We start from the raw sequence: 20,112 nt of genomic DNA, 5'->3' as shown, positions 1-20,112 counted from the left end.
ATCAACCGCTGTGGATCAACATTACGCCGTGTAGCGCGAAGCTGCGATTGAAAGGGCGCTTTGCTATGCGTCAAACGTGGTTCATCTGCGCCGCGCGGTCGACGAAGCCGAACAGAAACACGGCAACCGTGAATCCCAGCGCGACGATGCACACGCCGCTCCATCCCGCCCACGCCCACGCTGCACCCGAAAGCGCGGCGCCGATCGCACCGCCCACGAAAAAGATGCCGACGAAGAGCGCATTCAACCGGCCGCGCGCCGAGGGATTGATGAGATTGATCGCGCGTCGGCCGAGCGTCTGATCGGTGATCACGCCTGCGTCGAGCGCTGCGGCACCCGCGACCAGCAGCGCAAGCGCGAGCACGGGATGCGCCGCTGGGGAGAATCCGCCCCAGCCCGCGCCGGCGACAGCGAGCACGAGGACGGCGGCAATCATCAGCAGATGGGAGACGATCTGCGTGACGCGACCCGCGCCACGATCACCGAGATAACCGGCGAGCGGCGTGACGATCGCGCCCGTCGCGCCGGCCAGTGCGAACGCTGCAATGCCTTGCATGCCGAGCGAAAACGGCGGCTGTGCGAGCAGCAGCGCGATAGCCGTCCAGAACGCGCTGAATGCGCCTAGCGCGAGTGCGGCCAGCGTCGCGCGGCGTTGCAGGACGGGCTCGCTGCGCAGCAGCGTCCAGAGCGAACCAAGCAGTTCCGCGTAACGCGCGCTCGCGTGCGGCACGTGGTTCGGCAATCGTAGGTACAGCACGACGGCGAGCAGCGCGTCGGCCGCCGCCTCGATGCCGTAAAACGCGCGCCACCCGAACGACCCGGCGATCACGCTCGCAAGCGGACGCGACAGCAGAATGCCGAGCATCAGCCCGCTCATCACGTTGCCGACCGCGCGGCCGCGTCGACTTTCGGGCGCCATCGCAGCCGCCATCGGCACGAGCATCTGGATCACGCTCGACGTCGCGCCCGCCATGAACACCGACGCCAGAAACAGCCAGCCCGAACGCGCGAGCGACGACAGGGCAAGGAACGCGGCGCAGCACACGAGCGTCCTGACGATCAGACGCCGGTTCTCCAGCAGATCGCACAGCGGCACGAGCAGTAGCAGGCCCGCCGCGTAGCCGAGTTGCGGCAGCATCGCGATCAGGCCGGCCAGTTCGCGCGGCAGATTCAGCGCGCGGCTGACGGGCCCCGTCAAAGGCTGCGCCGCCGACAGATTCACGACGATCACGCCGACCGCGGCAGCGAAAAAGAGCGTCAAGGCTGCCGTCAGCGTTTCGTTCGCGGGTTTGGTGAAAGGCGCAGTCGCCAGTGGAGAGGTGTCGACAGGCTGGGTCATCGTTCGATTCCGGGAGTTTCGGTCCCGACTATCCTAGGGATGCCGACGTTATGCGACAATTGAATTATCTCGATAATGTTTATGCGAGGTTGTTTTGAACACGAGAGACTTGCAGGCTTTCGTCGCGGTGGTCGAAAGCGGATCGATGGTGCGGGCTTCGGAGCGGCTGTTTCTGACGCAGCCGGGCCTCACGCGCCGTGTGCAGAACCTGGAATCGACGCTCGGCATCGAACTGCTCGACCGGCAGAGCAAGCCGCTCAAGCCGACGGCGGCGGGCAACGAGGTGTACGGGCTCGCGCGCACGGTGCTGCGCGCTGTCGACGACCTGATGGCCGTCGCCTCGCCCGAGAGCGAACCGGCGGGCGAATTCAGGATCGGCGTGCCGCCGTTTCTGTCGGAACTGGCGCTGGAAGAACCCATCGACCGTCTGCGCAGCGCCTTTCCGAAGCTGACGCTGCGCGTGACGGCGGGCTGGTCGCCGGGCCTGCTGGAAGGCGTCGAGCGGGCGAAGGCGGATGCCGCCGTCGTGCTGTTGCCCGAAAGCGTGGCGTTGCCGGAAGGCCTGACCTCAACGCTTCTCGCGTACAAGCCGACCGTGGTCGTCGCATCGCGCTCGTTCGGTCTTGCCGATGAACCGACAACGCTCGCCGGACTGGCGGATCATCCGTGGGTGCTGAACCAGGACGGCTGCGGAATGCGTTCGGCGCTGAGCCGCGCGATGTCGGCGGCGGGATTGCCGTTCAACGTCGCCGTCGAAGCGTTCGGTTCGGAATTGCAGCTTTCGCTGGTGGCGCGCGGTCTGGGCGTCGGGCTCGCCGCGCCCGAAGTGTTCGCGCGCAACGCGCATCGCGACGCGTTGCAGATCGTCGACGTGCCGGATTTCCGAAGCGGTCTGAACGTGTGGCTCGTGCATGGCGCGCTGCCGGGGCGGCTCATGCGGCCCGTCGCGTTGATGCGCGATGCGCTGATCGAAAAGCTGGAAAAAGATGCGGTGTGTGTGCCGCTGATGTGACCGGCTCTGCATCAAGACCCGAAGCGGGCATTTGTCCATTTTCGACGAGGCGCAAGCAATCATGAGATTCGCCGTCGCAACGTATGGAACGGAAGGCGACACCCGGCCGATGGCGGCACTGTGCCGCGCGTTGATGGATGCGGGGCACGAGGCGCGCCTGCTCGCCGATCACGCGACGCTCGGCACGGCAAGCGCGCTGGGCGTCCCCTCGATCCCGCTGGCGGGCGACATCAAGGGCATGTTGCAACGCGAGCACGCGATTTCCAGCGTCGTCGCTGAAAGGCGCGGATTCTCCAGCATGGCGAGCGCGCTCGCGCACATCGCCAACATGCATGCGGAAGCGTGGCTGCGTGAGATCGTGCGCGCAGGCGAAGATTGCGACGCGATCATCGTCTCGGGGCTCGCTGCGTTTGTCGGCCTGTCCGCGGCCGAGCATCTAGGTGTGAAAGCGATCGGCACGGGGCTCATTCCCATCACCCCGACAAAGGCATTTGCTTCGCCCTTTCTGCCACCGAAATGGATACCGGCGTTTCTCAACTACGCGAGCCAGAGCCTCGTCAATCAGATGCTGTGGCGCGCGTTTCGCGAGAAGACCAATGCGGCGCGCGCTGCTGTTTGCGGCTTGCCACCGCGTCGCGAGTTATGGACTCGTCATCCGATGCTGTATGGCATTTCTCCCAGCCTGATCGCACGTCCGGACGACTGGCCCGACAACGCGCGGATGTGCGGTCAGTGGTTGCCGCCGACTGCCGATTGGGTCGCGCCACAAACGCTCACGGATTTTCTCGCAGCAGGCGATCCGCCGATTTATATCGGCTTCGGCAGCATGGCGGGCTTTGACCCGCAGAGCGTACTCGGTGAAATGATCGCCGCTGTAGCAGGGCGCAGGGCGCTGTTCTATCCGGGCTGGAGCGGCGCCGATATCTCGACGTTGCCGCCGAACTTCCATGTGATCGGCGATACGCCGCACGCCTGGCTGTTTCCGCAGACGTCGCTCGTCATTCATCACGGCGGTTCCGGCACGTCGCATTCCGCGGCGCGCGCGGGCGTGCCTTCCGTCGTGGTGCCATTCGCGGGCGATCAGTCCTTCTGGGCCGACAGGCTGCGGCGTGCGGGCGTCGCCGGTGCTGCATTGAATGGACGCAAGCTGCGAGCGTCAGTGCTGGCGGAAAGCATCGAGCACGCCGGGCGCGCGGAGATGAGATCGCGTGCGCGTGACCTTGGCCTCAAGATGCAATCTGAAAACGGACTGCGCAATGCCGTTATCGCGATCGAAACAATGATGAACGGATGAAGCAACGGGGTTACGGAACCCGGGTGCGCGCATGCATGAGCATCGTGCCGATTCCGCTGGCGGCGATGACCGCCATCCCGATGACGGTCCACCAATCCGGAACCTTCCCGAACAGCGCCCAGCTGAAGAATGTCGCGAAAGCCAGTTGCGCATAACCAAACGGAGTCAGCACGGCAAGCGGCGTTCTGCGCAACGCCTGCAACATCAGCAGATGCCCCGATGTGGCAAGCGAGGCCATGACGATCACCAGAAACCAGCTGCCAACCGTCACCTCGCGAATGGCAGGCAGAAGCGCAGCCTGGTCGACCCATAGCAGCGTCGCGAGTGCAATGCTCGCGATCAGGGCCGTGAAGAAATTGGTTGTGACCGGGTCGCCGGCTGTCGATAACTTGCTCGAAACCACCTGGAAGCACGCGAAGGTCGTTGCAGCGCCGATAGGAAAGGCCACCGCCCAACTGAATTCGCCGCTGCCCGGCCTGACGACGATCAGCATCCCGATGAAGCCCAGCATGACCATGCACCACTTCGCTCTGGACACTTCTTCGTTGAGCAGAGTCGCTGCCAGCAGCGTCGAAATGAGCGGGGCCATCATCGCAAGCGACGTGCTGACGGGCAATGGCAAATAGCGCAATCCGGCAAACGTGCAGGCCGAATTGAGAAGCAGAAGAAACGCGCGAAGTATCTGGAGCTTGAGCGTGCCGAAATGACGGAATCGACGGAAGCCGTCTCTCGCCTGCCACGTTCCGAGGGCGATGGCCTGGAAGATGTAGCGTCCAAGAAGAATGGCTGTCAAAGGGACCGCTGTACCGATGACCTTGACGACGGAATCGCTTGCAGCGAATGTCGCCGTCGTGACTATCATCAAGGCGACGCCGGCTTCGGCTGTCATCGGTATGTTGTTTAAGCGGGCGACAACCATACGGTCTTCAGTGCGTTCCCTGTCGGCAAGCGTCCAACATAAACGAACGCACAGAGTTGCGCAATGCAATGATTGCAATGAGCGTATTGCGTCGGGCAATGCGGGTCTCACATGTCACATGCGCGCCGCTGCACGCCGCGCTGAAACACGCGACGTGCAGTGCAAATCCGACTACACCGACGTGTTTTGCGGGAACAGCGCGCGGCGCGTTTCTTCGTCGAAATCAGCCTTCAACGTAAGACCCGTCTTCAATGCCTGCGCGCGAACGGCGGCGGGGCGTGCGGCAATCTCGTCGACCAGACGCTTGACGTGCGGATAGTCGGTCAAGCCTTTGTCGCCGAGGATGTAGCCCGCGAAGCTCGCCCAGCCCCACAGCGCCATGTCGGCGATCGTGTACTCGTTGCCCGCGAGATAAGGCGACACGGCGAGCCGTTCGTCGAGCACACGGTAGTGACGCTCGACTTCCTTCAGATAGCGATTGCGTGCATAGGTGATCGGTTCGGGCGCGTGGTGCAGGAAATGCACGGCCTGACCCGAGAACGGCGACAGCCCGGTGCCGATGAACATCAGCCAAGACAGCATCGCACCATGATCGGCAGACGAGCGCGCGATGAAGCGCTCGTGCCTCTTTGCGAGGTACAGAAGAATGGCGTGCGAGTCGAATACGGTCACGCCGTCGTCGGTGATGGAGGGAACCTTGGCGTTCGGGTTGATCGCACGAAAACCGGCGTGATGCTGCTCGCCCTTGAACGTGTCGACGGCGATGAGTTCATAAGGCAAACCCAGTTCTTCGATCAGCAGTGCAGCCTTGAGCGGGTTCGGTGACGGGTGAAAATAAAACTTCATGATGATCCTTTCGTGTTGGAGAAAGTGTGACGGGTTCGCCAGAGAATGAACGTCGGTTCACTGACCGGATTGCGAACGAGGCAGAAACTTGAGAAGCGCGTCTGTCACGACGGCAGGCTGTTCTTCGGCGACCCAGTGACCGGAGCCCGAAACGTTGAGGGCTTCGACATTCGTCGCAACGTGCCGAAGATGGTCGCCGATAACCGGACCGAAACTTCCTTCGCCGCCGATGCCGAGCACGGGCATCGTGAGCTTCGTTTTGGCGAATTCGCGGTTGGCTTTGACATCTGCGGGAAACGCGCGGTAGTACTCGAATCCTGCGCGCAGTGCGCCAGGCATCGCGTATTCGCGAGCGTAGATTTCTTCGGTTTCGCTGCTGAATGCGCGGGTGTTCACGGCCTCGGAATTGTGGAACCACTTCAGGTACTCGAGTTCGCGTCCCGCAATCAGCATTTCGGGCACGTCCTGCACCGAGTAGAAGCGGAAGTGCCACGTGCGCGGCGTCTGGATTAACTGATCCCACGGCTCGATGCCGGGCAGCGGCACGTCGAGGATCGCGAGCGTCCGCACTTCGTCGGGATGCTGCGCGGCATACGCGTAGGCGACCATGCCGCCCATGTCGTGGCCCACCAGATTGATATGCGGATCGAGATTCAGCTTCGCGACGAGCGCGCGGATGTCGTCGGCGATGTTGGCTTTTTCATAGCCGGTCGCGGGCTTCGACGTATCGCCCAGACCGCGCAGATCGGGGGCAAGCACGGTGTAGCCGCGTGCGACGAGTTGCGGCATCACATAGCGCCACATATAGGACGTCGAGGCCCAGCCGTGCAGCAGCACGACGACCGTCGCGCCCGGTTTGCCTTGCGCCAGCAGATAGTGGTAACGCACGCCGTTCACATCGACCTTGCCGTCCTGGACCTTCGCGATTGCCGATGCAATGGCGGGCGCGTTAGCGGGCAGGTAATTATCGGCGGGCGCCGCATGCGCGTAATGCGCTGCGCCCGCCACGAAAAGCGACGCGGCGATGAACGCCGATGCGACGATGTTCTTCATGATCTTCCTTGAGTATCGGATAAGTACCGTGAGCGCCGGACGTTAGAAGCAACGTTGGCTGACGGGACTGATACTAAGGACAGGCAGGCAGATTGACGTGCGGGTGACGCGATGAAGATGTTCGATTTGATCGAACATGTGAGAGCGTCACTCCGCCGATTCTCCGGACGCTACGGGGACGCCGATATCCGAAGCAGTCGAGACCTGCCGCAATTCGTCGGCGATGATCGCGATCAGCGCTTCGGCGGCAGCGCTCAGCGGGCGGCGTGGATGGCTCACGCGCACGATATGCCGCACAATGCGCGGCGCGAGAATAGGATGCGCGCGCAATGTTCCCTCGCGCACTGCACGTCCCACGACGATACGCGGCAGGATCGTCGCAAAGCGCGTCTTCTCCACGAGCGCGACGATCGTCGACAGCACGTCGATCTCGAAGCGAGGCGCGAGCATCACATCTTCATGCTGTGCCGCCGTATCGAGTACGCCGCGCAATCCGTGGCGCTTGGTGGGCAACACCAGTTCGAGTTCGGGCAACTGCGCAAGCTCGATCGAATGAGGCAGGTCGGGTCCGTGCGTCGCGCTCGTGGCAAGCACCATCTCTTCGTCGTGCAAAGGCTGCGAATCGAGCGACAGACGCGCACGCGGCTTGTTGATCAGCGCGGCATCGAGCTGCCCGCCCGCCACCCAGTCGATGAACGTCGCGCTGTAGCCGTCGGCCACCGTCACTTCGACATGCGGATAGCGCGCATGGAAGCGCGACAGCGAATCCGCGAGCACGCTCTCCGTCACCGATGCGATCAGTCCGATGGTCACGTGCCCGGTGATCACTTCGTCGCGCTGCACGAGCTGCTGCCGCGCGTGCGCGAGGTCGCGCATGATGGGCAGAAACAACCGGTACATCAGACGGCCCGCAGCTGTCGGCGCCATGCCGTGCGCGCCGCGTTCGAACAGTTGCTGATGCAGTTCCTCTTCCAGCTTGGCGATCTGCATGCTGAGCGCGGGCTGCACGATGTTGAGCCGCTTCGCTGCGCGCGTCACCGATCCGTCTTCGAACAACGCGATGAAATACTGGATTTGCTTGAGGTCCATGATGCGGCGATTCGGGAAAGCGGGTTATCACGGCGGCTAATGGCATGCGTCCGTTTCATCACGTCACGCCGGAAAGCCGGGCCGAAAGGCTTGCCCGGCCGTCATTGCGCAGAGGGCGGAGCCAGCGTGTGTAGTGATATCGCCCTGTAAGGCAAACGTCATCGGGGCTAACACGGATATCAGCAACGATGATCCAAAGCATCAAAAATCAGTATTAGAACTTATACCGCGATCTGGCTACGCTTGGCTGCATATCCTCTCGATCCGCATAAGCGGACCTCGAAGAGACGGCATAGATGGAGACGCAGATGAATACTCGCGACGCCGCAACGCGCGACGCCTTTTCGGATTCCCCGGATTCCCCGGCTTCCTCAGGTTCCGCTACCGATCCCGTTTTCCACGCAGTCCGCAAATGGGCCGAGCCCTCGGGCGCGCTGACGCTGCGCGGCTGGCTCGCGCATCTCGCCCGCACCGGCCGTCTCGCGACGATCGACAAGCCCGTTGCACTCGAACACGAACTTGCCGCTGTCGCAAAGCGGCTCGACGGCACGCAGGCGGCATTCTTCACACGAGCCGGCCAGCACGCGATGCCTGTTGTGAGCGGCTTCATGTCGAAGCGCGCGTGGATCGCGGAGGCGATGGGCGTCGCGGAATGCGATTTGCTCGCGCGCTTTCGCGACGCCGCCGACGCGCCCGTCGCGTCCCGACTCGTTGCAGCAGGTTCAGCCGTCTGCCAGCAGATCGTGCACACGCAAGAGATCGATCTGCACGCGCTGCTGCCCATCCCGACGCATAGCGAGCACGACAACGGCCCGTACATCACGGCGGGCCTCGTGATCGCGCGCAATCCGCGCACCGGCGTGCAGAACGTATCGATCAACCGCATTCAGGTGCATGGCCGCGACCGCATGGCGATCCTGCTGCTGCCGCGCCATCTGCACGCATTCCAGAAAGCCGCCGAAGACGCGGGCGATGCGCTCGACGTCGCCATTGCCATCGGCGTCGATCCGCTGACGATGCTCGCGTCGCAGGCCATCACGCCGATCGACAACGACGAACTCGAAATCGCGGGCGCATTGCAGGGCGCGCCCTTGCCCGTCGCGCAGTGCGTGACGAACGGCGTGCATGTGCCCGCGTTCGCGGAGATCGTGATCGAAGGGCGCATTCTGCCGAACGTGCGCGAACCCGAAGGCCCGTTCGGCGAATTCCCGAAGTACTACAGCGCGCGGGAAGCGCGCGAGGTGATCGAAGTGACGGCCGTTACGCATCGGCGCGATCCCATCTTTCATACGATCGTGCCCGCCGAAATGGAGCATCTGCTGCTTGGCGCGATTCCGCGTGAGGCGACCTTGCTCGCGCATCTGCAACGCAGTCATCCGGGCGTGAAGGACGTGCATCTGTCCGTCGGCGGCGTGTGCCGCTATCACCTGTGGATCCAGTTCGACAAGAAGCGCGAAGGCGAAGCGAAGAACGTGATTCTCTGCGCGTTCGGCGCGCACTACGACATCAAGCAGGTGGTCGTCGTCGATAGGGATGTGGACGTGCACGATCCCGCCGAAATCGAATGGGCGATTGCAACGCGCTTTCAGGCAGATCGCGATCTCGTCGTGATCGAAGGCGCGCAAGGCTCGCCGCTCGATCCGTCGACGACCATTGGCCAGCCCGACGATGCGCCGCCGCATCTGCAGGGCGTCAGCGCGAAGATGGGACTCGACGCGACGCGGCCCGTCGTGTATCCGGCGCATGTGTTCACGCGCGTGCGCATTCCCGGTGAAGAGCAGGTCGATCTCGACACGCTCGTCGCAACGGACAACGCCGCGTTCGACGCGTGGCTGGGCGGTGCGCGTCATGACTGAGGATGCCGTGCGCAAGCCGCGCATCGTCGTCGGGATTTCCGGCGCGAGCGGCGCGATGATCGGTGTGCGTTTGCTCGCCGCGCTGCGCCGCCTCGGCACGCACGAGACGCATCTGATCGTGTCGCAGTCGGGCGCGTTGACGGCGTCGCAGGAACTGGGACTGACGCGCAGCGATCTCGACGGCATGGCCGACATCGTGCACAACGTGCGCGATATCGGCGCGACCGTTGCGAGCGGCTCGTTTCTTACGGCAGGCATGGTGATCGCGCCGTGCTCGATGAAAACGCTGGCGGGCATCGCCAACGGCTTCGCGGACAACCTGCTGACGCGTGCCGCCGACGTGATGTTGAAGGAGCGCCGCCGCCTCGTACTCGTCGCACGCGAGACGCCGCTCAATCTCGCGCATCTGCGCAACATGACGCTGGCCACCGAAATGGGCGCAATCGTGATGCCGCCCGTGCCCGCGTTCTACGCGCATCCGAAAACGATCGAAGATGTCGTCGATCACACGGTCGGACGCATTCTGGATCTGTTCGCCATCGAGCATCGCGAGATCGCGAAGCGTTGGAGCGGTCTCGGCGACGCGATCGCCGAACGTCGCGCCGACGAAGGAGCGCAACGATGAACCAGCGCGAAACGAATCTGGCTGAAGCCGAAGCGCCGCGCGCTGCCGAGGCGGCCGCGCTCGCAAACGAAACGTCGGAGCCGCGAGCATCGAAACACGTCGGACGCCCGATGCAGCGTCTCGAAGACCCGGCGATTTTGACTGGGCGCGGTCGCTATGGTGACGACATCGGCGTCAAGCCCGGCACGCTGCACGCGGCCGTGCTGCGTTCGCCGCATGCGCATGCGGAACTCGTGTCGATCGATGCGAGCAGCGCATCGAAGCTGCGCGGCGTGCGCGCTGTGCTCACACGCGACGATTTGCGTCCGTGGTCGCGGCCCTTCGTCGTCGGTGTGAAGTCGCCGATGGAGCAGTGGGCGCTCGCGATGGACCGCGTGCGCTACGTCGGCGAGCCGGTGGCCGTGGTGATGGCGGAATCGCGCGCGCTCGCCGAAGACGCACTCGACCTCATCAAGGTCGACTACAGGATTCTCGATCCCGTCACGACGATCGAACAGTCGATGCAAGACGATGCGCCCGTTCTGCACGAACGCGTCGGCACGAATGTGATCAGCGACCGGCATTTCCGTTATGGCGAGCCGGAAGCCGCGTTCGAAAGCGCGTCGCATCGCGTGAAAATCGTCACGCACTATCCGCGCAACTCGTGTGCGCCGATCGAATGCGGCGTGGAGATCGCCGAGTATCTGTCGGGCGATGAAGGCTACGACGTTACGTCGAATTTCATGGGTCCGTTCTCGCTGCATGCCGTGATGGCGATGGCGCTGAACGTGCCCGCGAACCGGCTGCGTCACAAGGCGCCGCGCGATTCCGGTGGCAGCTTCGGCGTGAAGCAGGCGGTGTTTCCGTACGTGGTGATGATGTGCCTCGCGTCGCGCAAGGCGGGTGCGCCTGTGAAGTGGGTCGAAGACCGGCTCGAACATCTGAGCGCGGCGACCTCAGCGACGGCGCGTCTGTCGACGATCGAAGCGGCCGTCGACGACGACGGACGCATCACGGCGCTTGCCTACGATCAGCTCGAAGACTGCGGCGGCTACGTTCGCGCGCCGGAGCCCGCGACGTTTTACCGGATGCACGGCTGTCTCACAGGCGCGTATGCGATTCCGAACCTCGTCGTGCGAAACCGCGTGGTGCTGACGAACAAGACGCCGACGGGTCTCGTACGCGGCTTTGGCGGACCGCAGGTGTACTTCGCGCTCGAACGTCTGATGCAGCGCATCGCGATCGAACTGAAGCTCGACGTGCTCGATGTCTATCGTCGCAACTTCGTGCCTGCCGATGCGTTCCCTTATCGCGCGGTAGCGGGTGCGCTGCTCGATTCGGGCAACTATCAGGAGGCGTTGCGGCGCGGGCTTGCGGAAGGCGGTTACGACGAACTCGTGAAGCGTCGCGACGCGGCGCGCAGCGAAGGCCGTATCTACGGCATCGGCTTTGCGGCCATCGTCGAACCTTCCGTGTCGAACATGGGTTACATCACGACCGTGATGCCCGCCGAAGCGCGCAAGAAGGCCGGTCCGAAGAACGGCGCGATTGCCAGCGCGACCGTGAGCGTCGATCTGCTCGGCGGCGTGGTCGTAACGGTTGCATCGACGCCTGCAGGGCAAGGGCATATGACCGTCTGCGCGCAGGTCGTCGCCGATGTGCTAGGACTGGAGCCGAAAGATATCGTCGTGAACGTCGAGTTCGATACGCACAAGGATGCGTGGTCGGTGGCGTCGGGCAACTACTCGAGCCGCTTTGCGGGCGCGGTCGCCGGCACGGTTCATCTCGCCGCGACCCGTGTGCGCGACAAGCTCGCGCGCATCGTCGCGAAGCAGTTCGGCTGTGCCGCCGAAGACGTGTGCTTCGAAGGCGGCCGCGTCTATCCGAAGGTTGCACAGGACCGCGCGCTGCCGTTCGGCCGCGCGGCGAGCAACGCGCCGCATTGGGCGCCCGCGCTGCTGCCCGAAGGCGAAGAGCCGGGCCTGCGCGAGACCGTGTTCTGGTCGCCGCCGCACATGGATGCGCCGGACGAGAACGACCGCATCAACACGTCGGCGGCGTATGGCTTTGCGTTCGACATGTGCGCGATTGAAATCGATCGCGCGACGGGCCATGTGCGCATCGACCGCTATGTGACGACGCACGATGCCGGCACGCTGCTGAACCCCGCACTCGCCGATGGGCAGATTCGCGGCGCGTTCGCGCAAGGTCTCGGCGCGGCGCTGCTCGAAGAGTTTCGCTACGGCGCGGACGGCAGTTTTCAGTCAGGCACGCTCGCCGACTATCTGATGCCGACCACGTGCGAAGTGCCCGATCCGATGATCGTCCATCTGGAAACGCCGTCGCCATTCACGCCGCTCGGCGCAAAAGGGCTCGGCGAAGGCAACAACATGAGCACGCCCGTTTGCATCGCGAATGCGGTTGCCGACGCGTTGGGCGTCGACGATATCCGCTTGCCGCTCACGCCGTCGAAGGTGATGGCGTTGATCGGTATCGACGATCCCGAACCGTCGCGGCCCGAGTATCGCGACGCCGCGACGGAGAAAAAAGCGGCGCCGGGCGGCGGCCGTGCGCTCACGGCGCAAGGCACCGTCGATCTACCCGCGACGCCGGAAGCCGTGTTCGCCGTGCTGCTCGATCCGGCTGCGCTCGCGAAAGTGATCCCCGGTTGCCATGAACTCGAAGCGACGGGACAAAACCAGTATCGCGCCGATGTGACCGTCGGCGTCGGCATGATCAAGGCGCGTTTCGAAGCGCGCATCGGGTTGTCGGATATCGACGCGCCGCATCGTCTGCGGCTCGAAGGTGCGGGCATGTCGCCACTCGGCAGCGCGCGCGGTAACGGTCTCGTCGAACTGATGCCGACGGAAAAAGGCACGCGCCTCACCTACGACTATGAAGCGCAGGTGTCGGGCAAGGTCGCGGCTGTCGGCGGACGCATGCTCGAAGGCGCGGCGAAGGTCGTGTTGCGGCAACTGTTCGAATCGCTCGGACGCGTCGCAGCGGGCGGCGAGCCCGACGCGACAGGCGGCTCTGCGCCGATGCGTTTTCTTCAGCGGCTTTTCGCCCGTTTCAGGAGGCACGCATGAAGCCCGCACCGTTCGATTACATCCGCGCGATGACGACGCAAGACGCGCTCGACACGCTCGCGGAAACGGGCGAAGACGCACGCGTGCTGGCAGGCGGTCAATCGCTGATGGCCGTGCTGAACATGCGCCTCGCCCAGCCTCGCGTGCTGGTCGACATCTCGCGCACCGACGAGTTGAACGCGGTCCATGCCGATACCCAAACGGGGCGTCTCGTCGTGAGCGCGGCGGCGACGCAAGGCGGCGTCGAATGGCGGCCCACGCTGCACGACGAAGTGCCGTTGCTCGCGATGGCGTTTCCGCACATTTCGCACTTTCAGGTCCGCAATCGCGGCACCGTGTGCGGCTCGATTGCGCATGCCGATCCGAGCGCGGAACTGCCGCTCGTAATGACGGCGCTCGGCGGCGACATCGTGCTGCGGTCGAAGAAGAAGCGGCGCACGTTGTCCGCGAACGACTTCTTTCAAGGCATGTTGATGACGGCGCGCGAACCCGATGAGATCGTCGAAGCCGTGCGCTTTCCGCTGAAGCAACGCGGCGAGCGGTTCGGCTTCACGGAATGTTCGGCACGTCATGGCGATTTCGCGATGGTCGCATGTGCGGCCGTCGTGACGGACGACGCGATACGGATTGCAGTCGGCGGCGTCGCCGACCGGCCGAAGGTCGAAACATGGCCGCGTCTGCAAGGCGACGACCTGCGCGGCGCACTGAACGATTTGAGCTGGAAACTGGGCGCGCAGGACGATGCGCATATCAGCGCGAAGTACCGCCGTCATCTGGTCCGGGAACTCGGATGGCGCGTGATCGAGGAGGCGAAGTGAGCAAGTCCACACCCTACGTGATGCGGCAAGGCGAGCAGTGCGCCGTCACGCTGACACTAAACGGCCGCGAACGCAGCGGCTATTGCGAAACCCGCGAACTGCTGTCGGATTTTCTGCGCCATGAACTCGGCGCGACGGGCACGCACGTCGGCTGCGAGCATGGCGTGTGCGGCGCGTGCACCGTGCATCTGGATGGCGTCGCAGTGCGCTCGTGTCTGACGCTCGCCGTGCAGGCGGAGGGCCGCCGCGTCGATACCGTCGAAGGGCTCGCGCCCGCGCAGACGCTCGGCGATCTGCAACAGGCGTTCTCGCGTCATCATGCGTTGCAGTGCGGATTCTGCACGGCGGGCATTCTGATGTCGTGCGCGGATTTCCTGCAACGCGTGCCGGATCCGACGGAAGAACAGGTGCGCGACATGCTGTCGGGGCACATCTGCCGCTGTACGGGCTATACGCCGATCGTGGCCGCCGTGCTCGATTGCGCGGCGCGCCGCAAGCAGCAGTGCGAGAGCGCGGAGGCCGAGCATGCTTGATCTCGGCCGCACGTTTCTGCAAAGCGTGGAGCGCAGTCCGAATGCGCTTGCGCTCGTCGACGGCGAGTTCCGCGTCACCTACGCGGAGTGGCATCGCATCATTCTGGATGCGGCGCACGGCCTGCGCGAACTCGGTCTCGGGCACGGCGACCGCTTGCTGGTGGTGCTGCAAAACCGCTGGGAAATGGCGACGCTGCACTGGGCCTGTCAGTTCGCTGGCATCGTGATGGTGCCGCTCAACTGGCGCGCGAAACCCGACGAACTCGATTACTGCGTGACGAATGCGGGCGTGAAGGCAATCGTCTACGAGCCCGTCAGTGCGGACGCCGTGATGCAAAGCCCTGCTGCGCAGCACGTTCCGCGCGTCGGACTCGACGATGCGCAAGGACGCACGACGACGATCGATTCCCTGCTGGCTCCCGCACGCAACGCGGTCGCGACGCCAGCGGCCAATGCCGACGATTGCTCGCTGATCCTGTACACGTCCGGCACCACGGGCAAGGCGAAGGGCGTGCCGCGCCGTCACCGGCACGAACGCGCCGCGGCGCTCGCGCACGTCGCGCAGAACCTCTATCGACATGGCGAACGCACGCTCGGCGTGATGCCGCTCTATCACACGATGGGCGTGCGCTCGCTGCTTTCGATGGCGCTCGTCGACGGCCTGTTCGTTTGCGTGCGGCGCTGGAATGCGCGGCTCGCGCTCGATTCGATCGCGCAGTACAAGCTCACGTGCCTCTATCTCGTGCCGACGCTGTATCACGATCTGCTCGCAGATCCGGCGTTCGATCACACGGATACGACGTCGGTGACGAAGCTCGGATTTGCAGGCGCGCCGATGAGCGACGGCTTGCTCAAGCGGCTTGCGAAGGCGTTCGAGCCCGAACTGTTCGTCAACCACTACGGTTCGTCCGAGGTCTACACCTTCAGCATCGACCAGCACGCGACGCTCAAGCCGGGCAGCGCCGGGCGCGCGGGCATCAACACGCGGCTGCGCGTCGTGAAGCTCGATGCGCGTTCGCCGGATGAAGTCGCCGCCGTGCACGAAGAAGGCCAGATCGTCGCGGACCTGCTCGGCGACGAAGCCTTCGAAGGCTACTGGAACCGCCCCGACGCAAATGCGAAATCGCTGCGCGACGGCTGGTACTTCACGGGCGACACCGGCTATTTCGACGCGGACGGCGATCTCTATGTGACGGGCCGCGTCGACGACATGATCATCAGCGGCGGCGAAAACATTTCGCCCGTCGATATCGAGTCGGTGCTGTCGTTGCATCCGTGTGTCGATGAAGTGGCCGTGGCGGGCGTGAAGGACGAGCGCTGGGGACAACGCGTGGTCGCATTCGTCAAGCGGCGCGATTACGTCGATTGCGAAACCCTCGATGCGTGGTGCCGCGCATCCGATCTCGTCAACTTCAAGCGTCCGCGCGAGTACGTATTCGTCGATGACATTCCGAAGTCGCCCGTCGGCAAGATTCTGCGCCGCAAGCTGCAGGCGGGCGAATTCCAGCGCGACGAACGCGGCGCGATTGCGCGCACCGAATCGATTCAACAGCATCAACACATCGAAATCACGAAGGAGTAACACCCATGACTGACCTGACCCATCGCGGCCAGACGCTGCTTCAGGAACTCGACGGCTTTTCGGTCGAAATCGACGCACAGCGCGAGCGCGCCGACATCATCCTGGACCGTCCGCCGTTCAACGTGATTTCGATGCACGCGCGCGACCAGTTGCGCGCGGCGTTCGAAGCACTCGACGAAGACGAGCGCGTGCGCGTGATCGTCATTCGCGCGAAGGGCGAGCACTTTTCGAGCGGCGGCGATATCAAGGGCTTTCTGGAGGCATCGCCGGAACACGTGTCGAAGCTCGCGTGGAATATCGCTGCGCCCGCGCGCTGCTCGAAGCCGGTGATCGCCGCGAATCGCGGCTTCTGCTTCGGCGTCGGTTTCGAACTGTCGCTGGCGTGCGATTTCCGCATCGCCACGGAAACGACTTTTTACGCGCTGCCCGAACAGAAACTCGGCCAGATTCCGGGCTCGGGCGGTTCGGCGCGTCTGCAGCAGATGGTGGGCATCGGCCGCACGAAAGACATCGTGATGCGCTCGCGCCGCATTCCCGGCAAGCAGGCCTACGAGTGGGGCATCGCCGTCGAATGCGTCGCGGACGGCGAACTCGAAGCCGCGACGGATGCGCTCGTCGATGAACTGCGCGCGTTCTCGCCGCTCGCGCAACGTACCGCGAAAAAGCTGCTCAACGATACGGAAGACGCGCCGCTGTCGATCGCCATCGAACTGGAAGGACATTGCTATAGCCGCCTGCGCACGTCGGAAGATTTCCGCGAAGGTGTCGAAGCCTTCCACGGCAAGCGCAAGCCCGTATTTCGCGGGAAGTAAGCAGGCAAACAGAAGGGCCCTGATTTGGCCTTGGAGACGGATTGATGGAACGCTTCGATTACGTGATCGTTGGCGGTGGATCGGCAGGGTGCGTGCTGGCGCACCGCTTGTCGGCTGTGCCGTCGCTGCGCGTCGCGCTGATCGAAGCGGGCAGGGATACGCCGCCGGGCGCTGTGCCCGGCGAGATTCTCGACAGCTATCCGATGCCTGTCTTCTGCGGCGACACCTACATCTGGCCTGAACTGAAGGCGCAGGCGACGCGCGGTTCGGCGCTGCGCGTCTACGAGCAGGGCAAGGTGATGGGCGGCGGGTCGAGCATCAATGTGCAATCGGCCAATCGCGGTTTGCCGCGCGATTACGACGAATGGGCTGCGAATGGCGCAACGGGCTGGGGCTGGCGCGATGTGCTGCCGTACTTTCGCAAGCTCGAACGCGACGTGAATTTTCCGGACGACGAATTGCACGGACGCGATGGCCCGGTGCCGATTCGACGCATCATGCCGGAAGACTGGCCGCCGTTCTGTCATGCCTTCGAAAAAGGGCTGCGCGCGCGAGGCCTTGTGATGCTGCACGATCAGAATGCCGAATTCGATGACGGCTTCTTTCCGGGCGCATTTTCGAATCTCGACGACCGACGTGTGTCGACGGCGGCTGCGTATCTGGATGAAGCGACGCGCAAGCGCAGCAATCTGCGCATTTTCGCGGAGCTGCGCGTCGAACGTATCGTCATGGAAGGCGCGGTTGCGCGTGGCGTCGTCGCCGTTGCGCGCAACGGCGAGCGCGTGCAGTTCGACGCGGACGAAGTGATTCTGTGCGCGGGCGCTTTGCAATCGCCTGCGATGCTGCTGCGTGCGGGCATCGGGCCACGCGACGAACTCGGCGCGCTCGGTATCGAATGCCGTGTCGATCTGCCCGGCGTCGGGCGCAATTTGCAGGACCATCCGTCGCTGACGTTCTGCCATTTTCTCGCGCCGCGATTCCGCATGCCGTTGTCGCGGCGGCGCGCAAGCATGATGGCCGCGCGTCTGAGTTCCGGCGTGGATGGCAGCGAAGCGTCCGACCTCTATCTGTCGAGCGCGACGCGCGCTGCGTGGCATGCGCTCGGCAACCGGCTCGGTCTGTTCTTTCTCTGGTGCAACCGGCCTTATTCGCGCGGCCAGGTGCGGCTCGTTTCTGCCGATGCGTTCACCGCGCCTCGCGTCGAATTGAATCTGCTCGATGATCCTCGCGATCTCGAACGGCTTGCCGTGGGCGTGCGAATGCTGGCGCGCATCGTGAAGGCTTCCGGACTGGGCAGCGACGAACGCGATTTCTTTCCTGCCGCATTTTCGCCGCGCGTGAAAGCACTCAGCCGCGTCGGCTCGGGCAACGCATTGCTGACGTCGATGCTCGGCGTGCTGCTCGACACGCCCGCGCCTTTGCGGCGCGCATTGATCGAACGATTCTTCACACGCGGACAGCGCATGTCGGCACTGCTGGAAGACCGGCAGGCACTCGACGACTTCATCCGCGCGAACGTCTTCGGCGTGTGGCACGCGAGCGGTACGTGCCGGATGGGCGACGCGCGCCTCGCCGACAGCGTCACGGATACGGAAGGCCGCGTGCATCGCACGCAAGGTTTGCGCGTGGTGGATGCGTCGCTGATGCCGCGCCTGCCGTCGGCGAACACGAATATTCCGACCATCATGATCGCCGAGAAAATCGCCGACGCGATGGTCATGCAGCGAAGCAACACAGGCGCGACGCAATTCGCGCCCCTTGTCTCGACGCCGTAGCCATTTCATTAACGCCAACCAGAGCACGCAAATCCAAGGTGCCATCTTCATCGGATTCAACAAGAGAAACGGTCCGGTGACCATTCAAGGAGATGAATGATGTCCGTAGCAGCGCAAAATAGCGCCGCCGTGCCGGCTATCGACCAGCGGCAGGTAATGGGTGCAGTGTTCGCCTCGTGTCTGGGCTGGGCACTCGATCTGTTCGACCTGTTCGTGCTGTTGTATGTCGCGCCTGTCGTGGGGCGACTGTTCTTTCCATCCGAGCATGCGATGCTGTCGCTTGCAGCCGTCTATGCGTCGTTCGCAGTGACGCTGCTGATGCGTCCGCTGGGCTCCGCGCTGTTCGGCTCTTACGCCGACCGTCACGGACGCAAGGGCGCGATGATCATCGCCGTGGTCGGCGTCGGCGTGTCGACGGCACTGTTCGGCGCACTGCCGACGGTGCATCAGATCGGACTCGCCGCGCCCGTCGTCTTTCTGCTGCTGCGGCTCGTACAGGGCGTGTTCGTCGGCGGCGTGGTGGCGTCGACGCATACGATCGGCACGGAGTCCGTCGCGCCGAAATATCGCGGCGCCGTGTCGGGGCTGATCGGCGGCGGCGGTGCGGGGATGGGCGCGTTGCTCGCGTCGCTGACGTTCCTGCTGATGTCGTCGCTGTTTCCGGGCCATCAGTTCGAAGTGTGGGGCTGGCGCTGCATGTTCTTCACGGGGATCATCAGTTCGGTGCTCGGCCTCTTCGTGTTCAACAGCCTCGAAGAGTCGCCGCTGTGGCGCAAGCTCGCTGCCGAAAAGGCCGCGAAAGCCGCCGCGCAGCATCGCAACGCGCCCGTCGAAATCGCGCGCTCGCCGTTGCGCACGCTGTTCTCACGCGATTACCGTTCAATCCTCTTCGTCAATCTGCTGCTGACGATCGGCGGCGGCAGCGGCTACTACCTCACGTCGGGCTATCTGCCGACCTTCCTCAAAGTGGTCAGCCACACGCCGAACGGCGCGGCTGCCGCGATCCTGATGCTGTGCAGTATCGCGGTGGTGATCGCATCGGTCGCGGCAGGGCATCTGAGCACGTTCATCGGCCGCAAGACCGCGTTCGTGTGGATCGGGCTGATTCGACTCGTGGCGCTGCCGGGCCTCTATCTGTTGCTGCCGACTGCGAACGATATCGTCACGCTCGGCGTGTATGCGGTCATTCTGAGCGCGCTCGGTAGTGCCGGTTATGCGCCGATCCTGATCTTCCTCAACGAGCGCTTCCCGACCGCGATCCGTGCGACGGGAACGGGCCTGTCATGGAACATCGGCTTTGCGATCGGCGGCATGATGCCGACTGTTGTCTCACTGGTCGCGAAGGAAACGAGCGAACTGCCGCTGATGCTCGCGATCTTCGTCGGCGCAATCAGCGTGATCTTTCTGATCGGTGCGTTCATCGTGCCGGAGACGCGCGGCAGGCTCGATCAGGCGTCCGTGCCGCAACGCGAAGTGACAGGTTGAGGTTGA

Annotated in this window: 16 protein-coding genes; 11 read left to right on the top strand and 5 right to left on the bottom strand. The window is 64.0% G+C overall.

Annotated features, from left to right (window positions below; all coding sequences use genetic code 11):
• Positions 1 to 70: 70 nt before the first annotated feature.
• Positions 71 to 1,339 (bottom strand): MFS transporter, encoded by a 1,269-nt coding sequence (locus QEN71_RS39475; RefSeq protein ID WP_201649555.1) that lies wholly within the window; start codon positions 1,337 to 1,339, stop codon positions 71 to 73.
• A gap of 94 nt (positions 1,340 to 1,433) precedes the next feature.
• On the opposite strand from QEN71_RS39475, the gene QEN71_RS39470 reads away from it, so the two are divergent.
• Positions 1,434 to 2,351, top strand: a complete 918-nt coding sequence (locus tag QEN71_RS39470; protein WP_201649556.1) for a LysR family transcriptional regulator — start codon at positions 1,434 to 1,436, stop codon at positions 2,349 to 2,351.
• A gap of 61 nt (positions 2,352 to 2,412) precedes the next feature.
• Positions 2,413 to 3,645, top strand: a complete 1,233-nt coding sequence (locus tag QEN71_RS39465; RefSeq protein ID WP_201649557.1) for a glycosyltransferase — start codon at positions 2,413 to 2,415, stop codon at positions 3,643 to 3,645.
• Between the two features lie 10 nt (positions 3,646 to 3,655).
• Here QEN71_RS39465 and QEN71_RS39460 read toward each other — a convergent pair whose 3' ends face one another.
• From QEN71_RS39460 to QEN71_RS39445, 4 genes are all read right to left on the bottom strand, one after another.
• Positions 3,656 to 4,534: a DMT family transporter gene (locus QEN71_RS39460; RefSeq protein WP_201649558.1), complete on the bottom strand. Its 879-nt coding sequence runs from the start codon at positions 4,532 to 4,534 to the stop codon at positions 3,656 to 3,658.
• Between the two features lie 201 nt (positions 4,535 to 4,735).
• A complete protein-coding gene (locus QEN71_RS39455; protein WP_201649715.1) occupies positions 4,736 to 5,413 on the bottom strand; it encodes a glutathione S-transferase family protein in 678 nt (225 codons plus the stop codon).
• 54 nt (positions 5,414 to 5,467) lie between these two features.
• Positions 5,468 to 6,463 (bottom strand): alpha/beta fold hydrolase, encoded by a 996-nt coding sequence (locus QEN71_RS39450; protein ID WP_201649559.1) that lies wholly within the window; start codon positions 6,461 to 6,463, stop codon positions 5,468 to 5,470.
• 147 nt (positions 6,464 to 6,610) lie between these two features.
• Positions 6,611 to 7,552 (bottom strand): LysR family transcriptional regulator, encoded by a 942-nt coding sequence (locus tag QEN71_RS39445; protein ID WP_201649560.1) that lies wholly within the window; start codon positions 7,550 to 7,552, stop codon positions 6,611 to 6,613.
• 308 nt (positions 7,553 to 7,860) lie between these two features.
• Between QEN71_RS39445 and QEN71_RS39440 the strand changes: the two genes are divergently transcribed.
• The 9 genes from QEN71_RS39440 (at position 7,861) to QEN71_RS39400 (ending at position 20,106) form a co-directional block, all read left to right on the top strand.
• A complete protein-coding gene (locus QEN71_RS39440; protein ID WP_377790477.1) occupies positions 7,861 to 9,408 on the top strand; it encodes a UbiD family decarboxylase in 1,548 nt (515 codons plus the stop codon).
• Positions 9,401 to 10,033, top strand: coding sequence for a UbiX family flavin prenyltransferase (locus QEN71_RS39435; RefSeq protein WP_201649563.1), 633 nt, complete (start codon positions 9,401 to 9,403; stop codon positions 10,031 to 10,033). The genes QEN71_RS39440 and QEN71_RS39435 overlap by 8 nt, the downstream gene beginning before the upstream one ends.
• Positions 10,030 to 13,101, top strand: a complete 3,072-nt coding sequence (locus tag QEN71_RS39430; protein WP_201649565.1) for a xanthine dehydrogenase family protein molybdopterin-binding subunit — start codon at positions 10,030 to 10,032, stop codon at positions 13,099 to 13,101. Before QEN71_RS39435 ends, QEN71_RS39430 begins: the two co-directional genes overlap by 4 nt.
• The gene (locus tag QEN71_RS39425; protein WP_201649566.1) at positions 13,098 to 13,919 is read left to right on the top strand and encodes an FAD binding domain-containing protein; all 822 of its coding nucleotides are present in this window, start codon (positions 13,098 to 13,100) and stop codon (positions 13,917 to 13,919) included. Before QEN71_RS39430 ends, QEN71_RS39425 begins: the two co-directional genes overlap by 4 nt.
• Positions 13,916 to 14,452, top strand: coding sequence for a (2Fe-2S)-binding protein (locus QEN71_RS39420; RefSeq protein ID WP_201649567.1), 537 nt, complete (start codon positions 13,916 to 13,918; stop codon positions 14,450 to 14,452). The genes QEN71_RS39425 and QEN71_RS39420 overlap by 4 nt, the downstream gene beginning before the upstream one ends.
• Positions 14,445 to 16,034 (top strand): AMP-binding protein, encoded by a 1,590-nt coding sequence (locus QEN71_RS39415; RefSeq protein ID WP_201649568.1) that lies wholly within the window; start codon positions 14,445 to 14,447, stop codon positions 16,032 to 16,034. The genes QEN71_RS39420 and QEN71_RS39415 overlap by 8 nt, the downstream gene beginning before the upstream one ends.
• A gap of 5 nt (positions 16,035 to 16,039) precedes the next feature.
• The gene (locus tag QEN71_RS39410; RefSeq protein WP_201649569.1) at positions 16,040 to 16,846 is read left to right on the top strand and encodes an enoyl-CoA hydratase/isomerase family protein; all 807 of its coding nucleotides are present in this window, start codon (positions 16,040 to 16,042) and stop codon (positions 16,844 to 16,846) included.
• Positions 16,847 to 16,890: 44 nt separating this feature from the next.
• Positions 16,891 to 18,621 carry a GMC family oxidoreductase gene (locus QEN71_RS39405; protein ID WP_201649570.1) on the top strand — a complete coding sequence of 577 codons (1,731 nt, stop codon included), beginning with the start codon at positions 16,891 to 16,893 and terminating at the stop codon, positions 18,619 to 18,621.
• 99 nt (positions 18,622 to 18,720) lie between these two features.
• Positions 18,721 to 20,106: an MFS transporter gene (locus tag QEN71_RS39400; RefSeq protein WP_201649716.1), complete on the top strand. Its 1,386-nt coding sequence runs from the start codon at positions 18,721 to 18,723 to the stop codon at positions 20,104 to 20,106.
• Positions 20,107 to 20,112 lie beyond the last annotated feature (6 nt).

Origin of the sequence: Paraburkholderia sabiae, from assembly GCF_030412785.1 — a bacterium.
In the GTDB taxonomy this organism is placed as follows: Bacteria; Pseudomonadota; Gammaproteobacteria; order Burkholderiales; family Burkholderiaceae; genus Paraburkholderia; species Paraburkholderia sabiae.
Note: the sequence above shows the minus strand (reverse complement) of the source record. Positions and strands in the feature narration are given on the sequence as shown.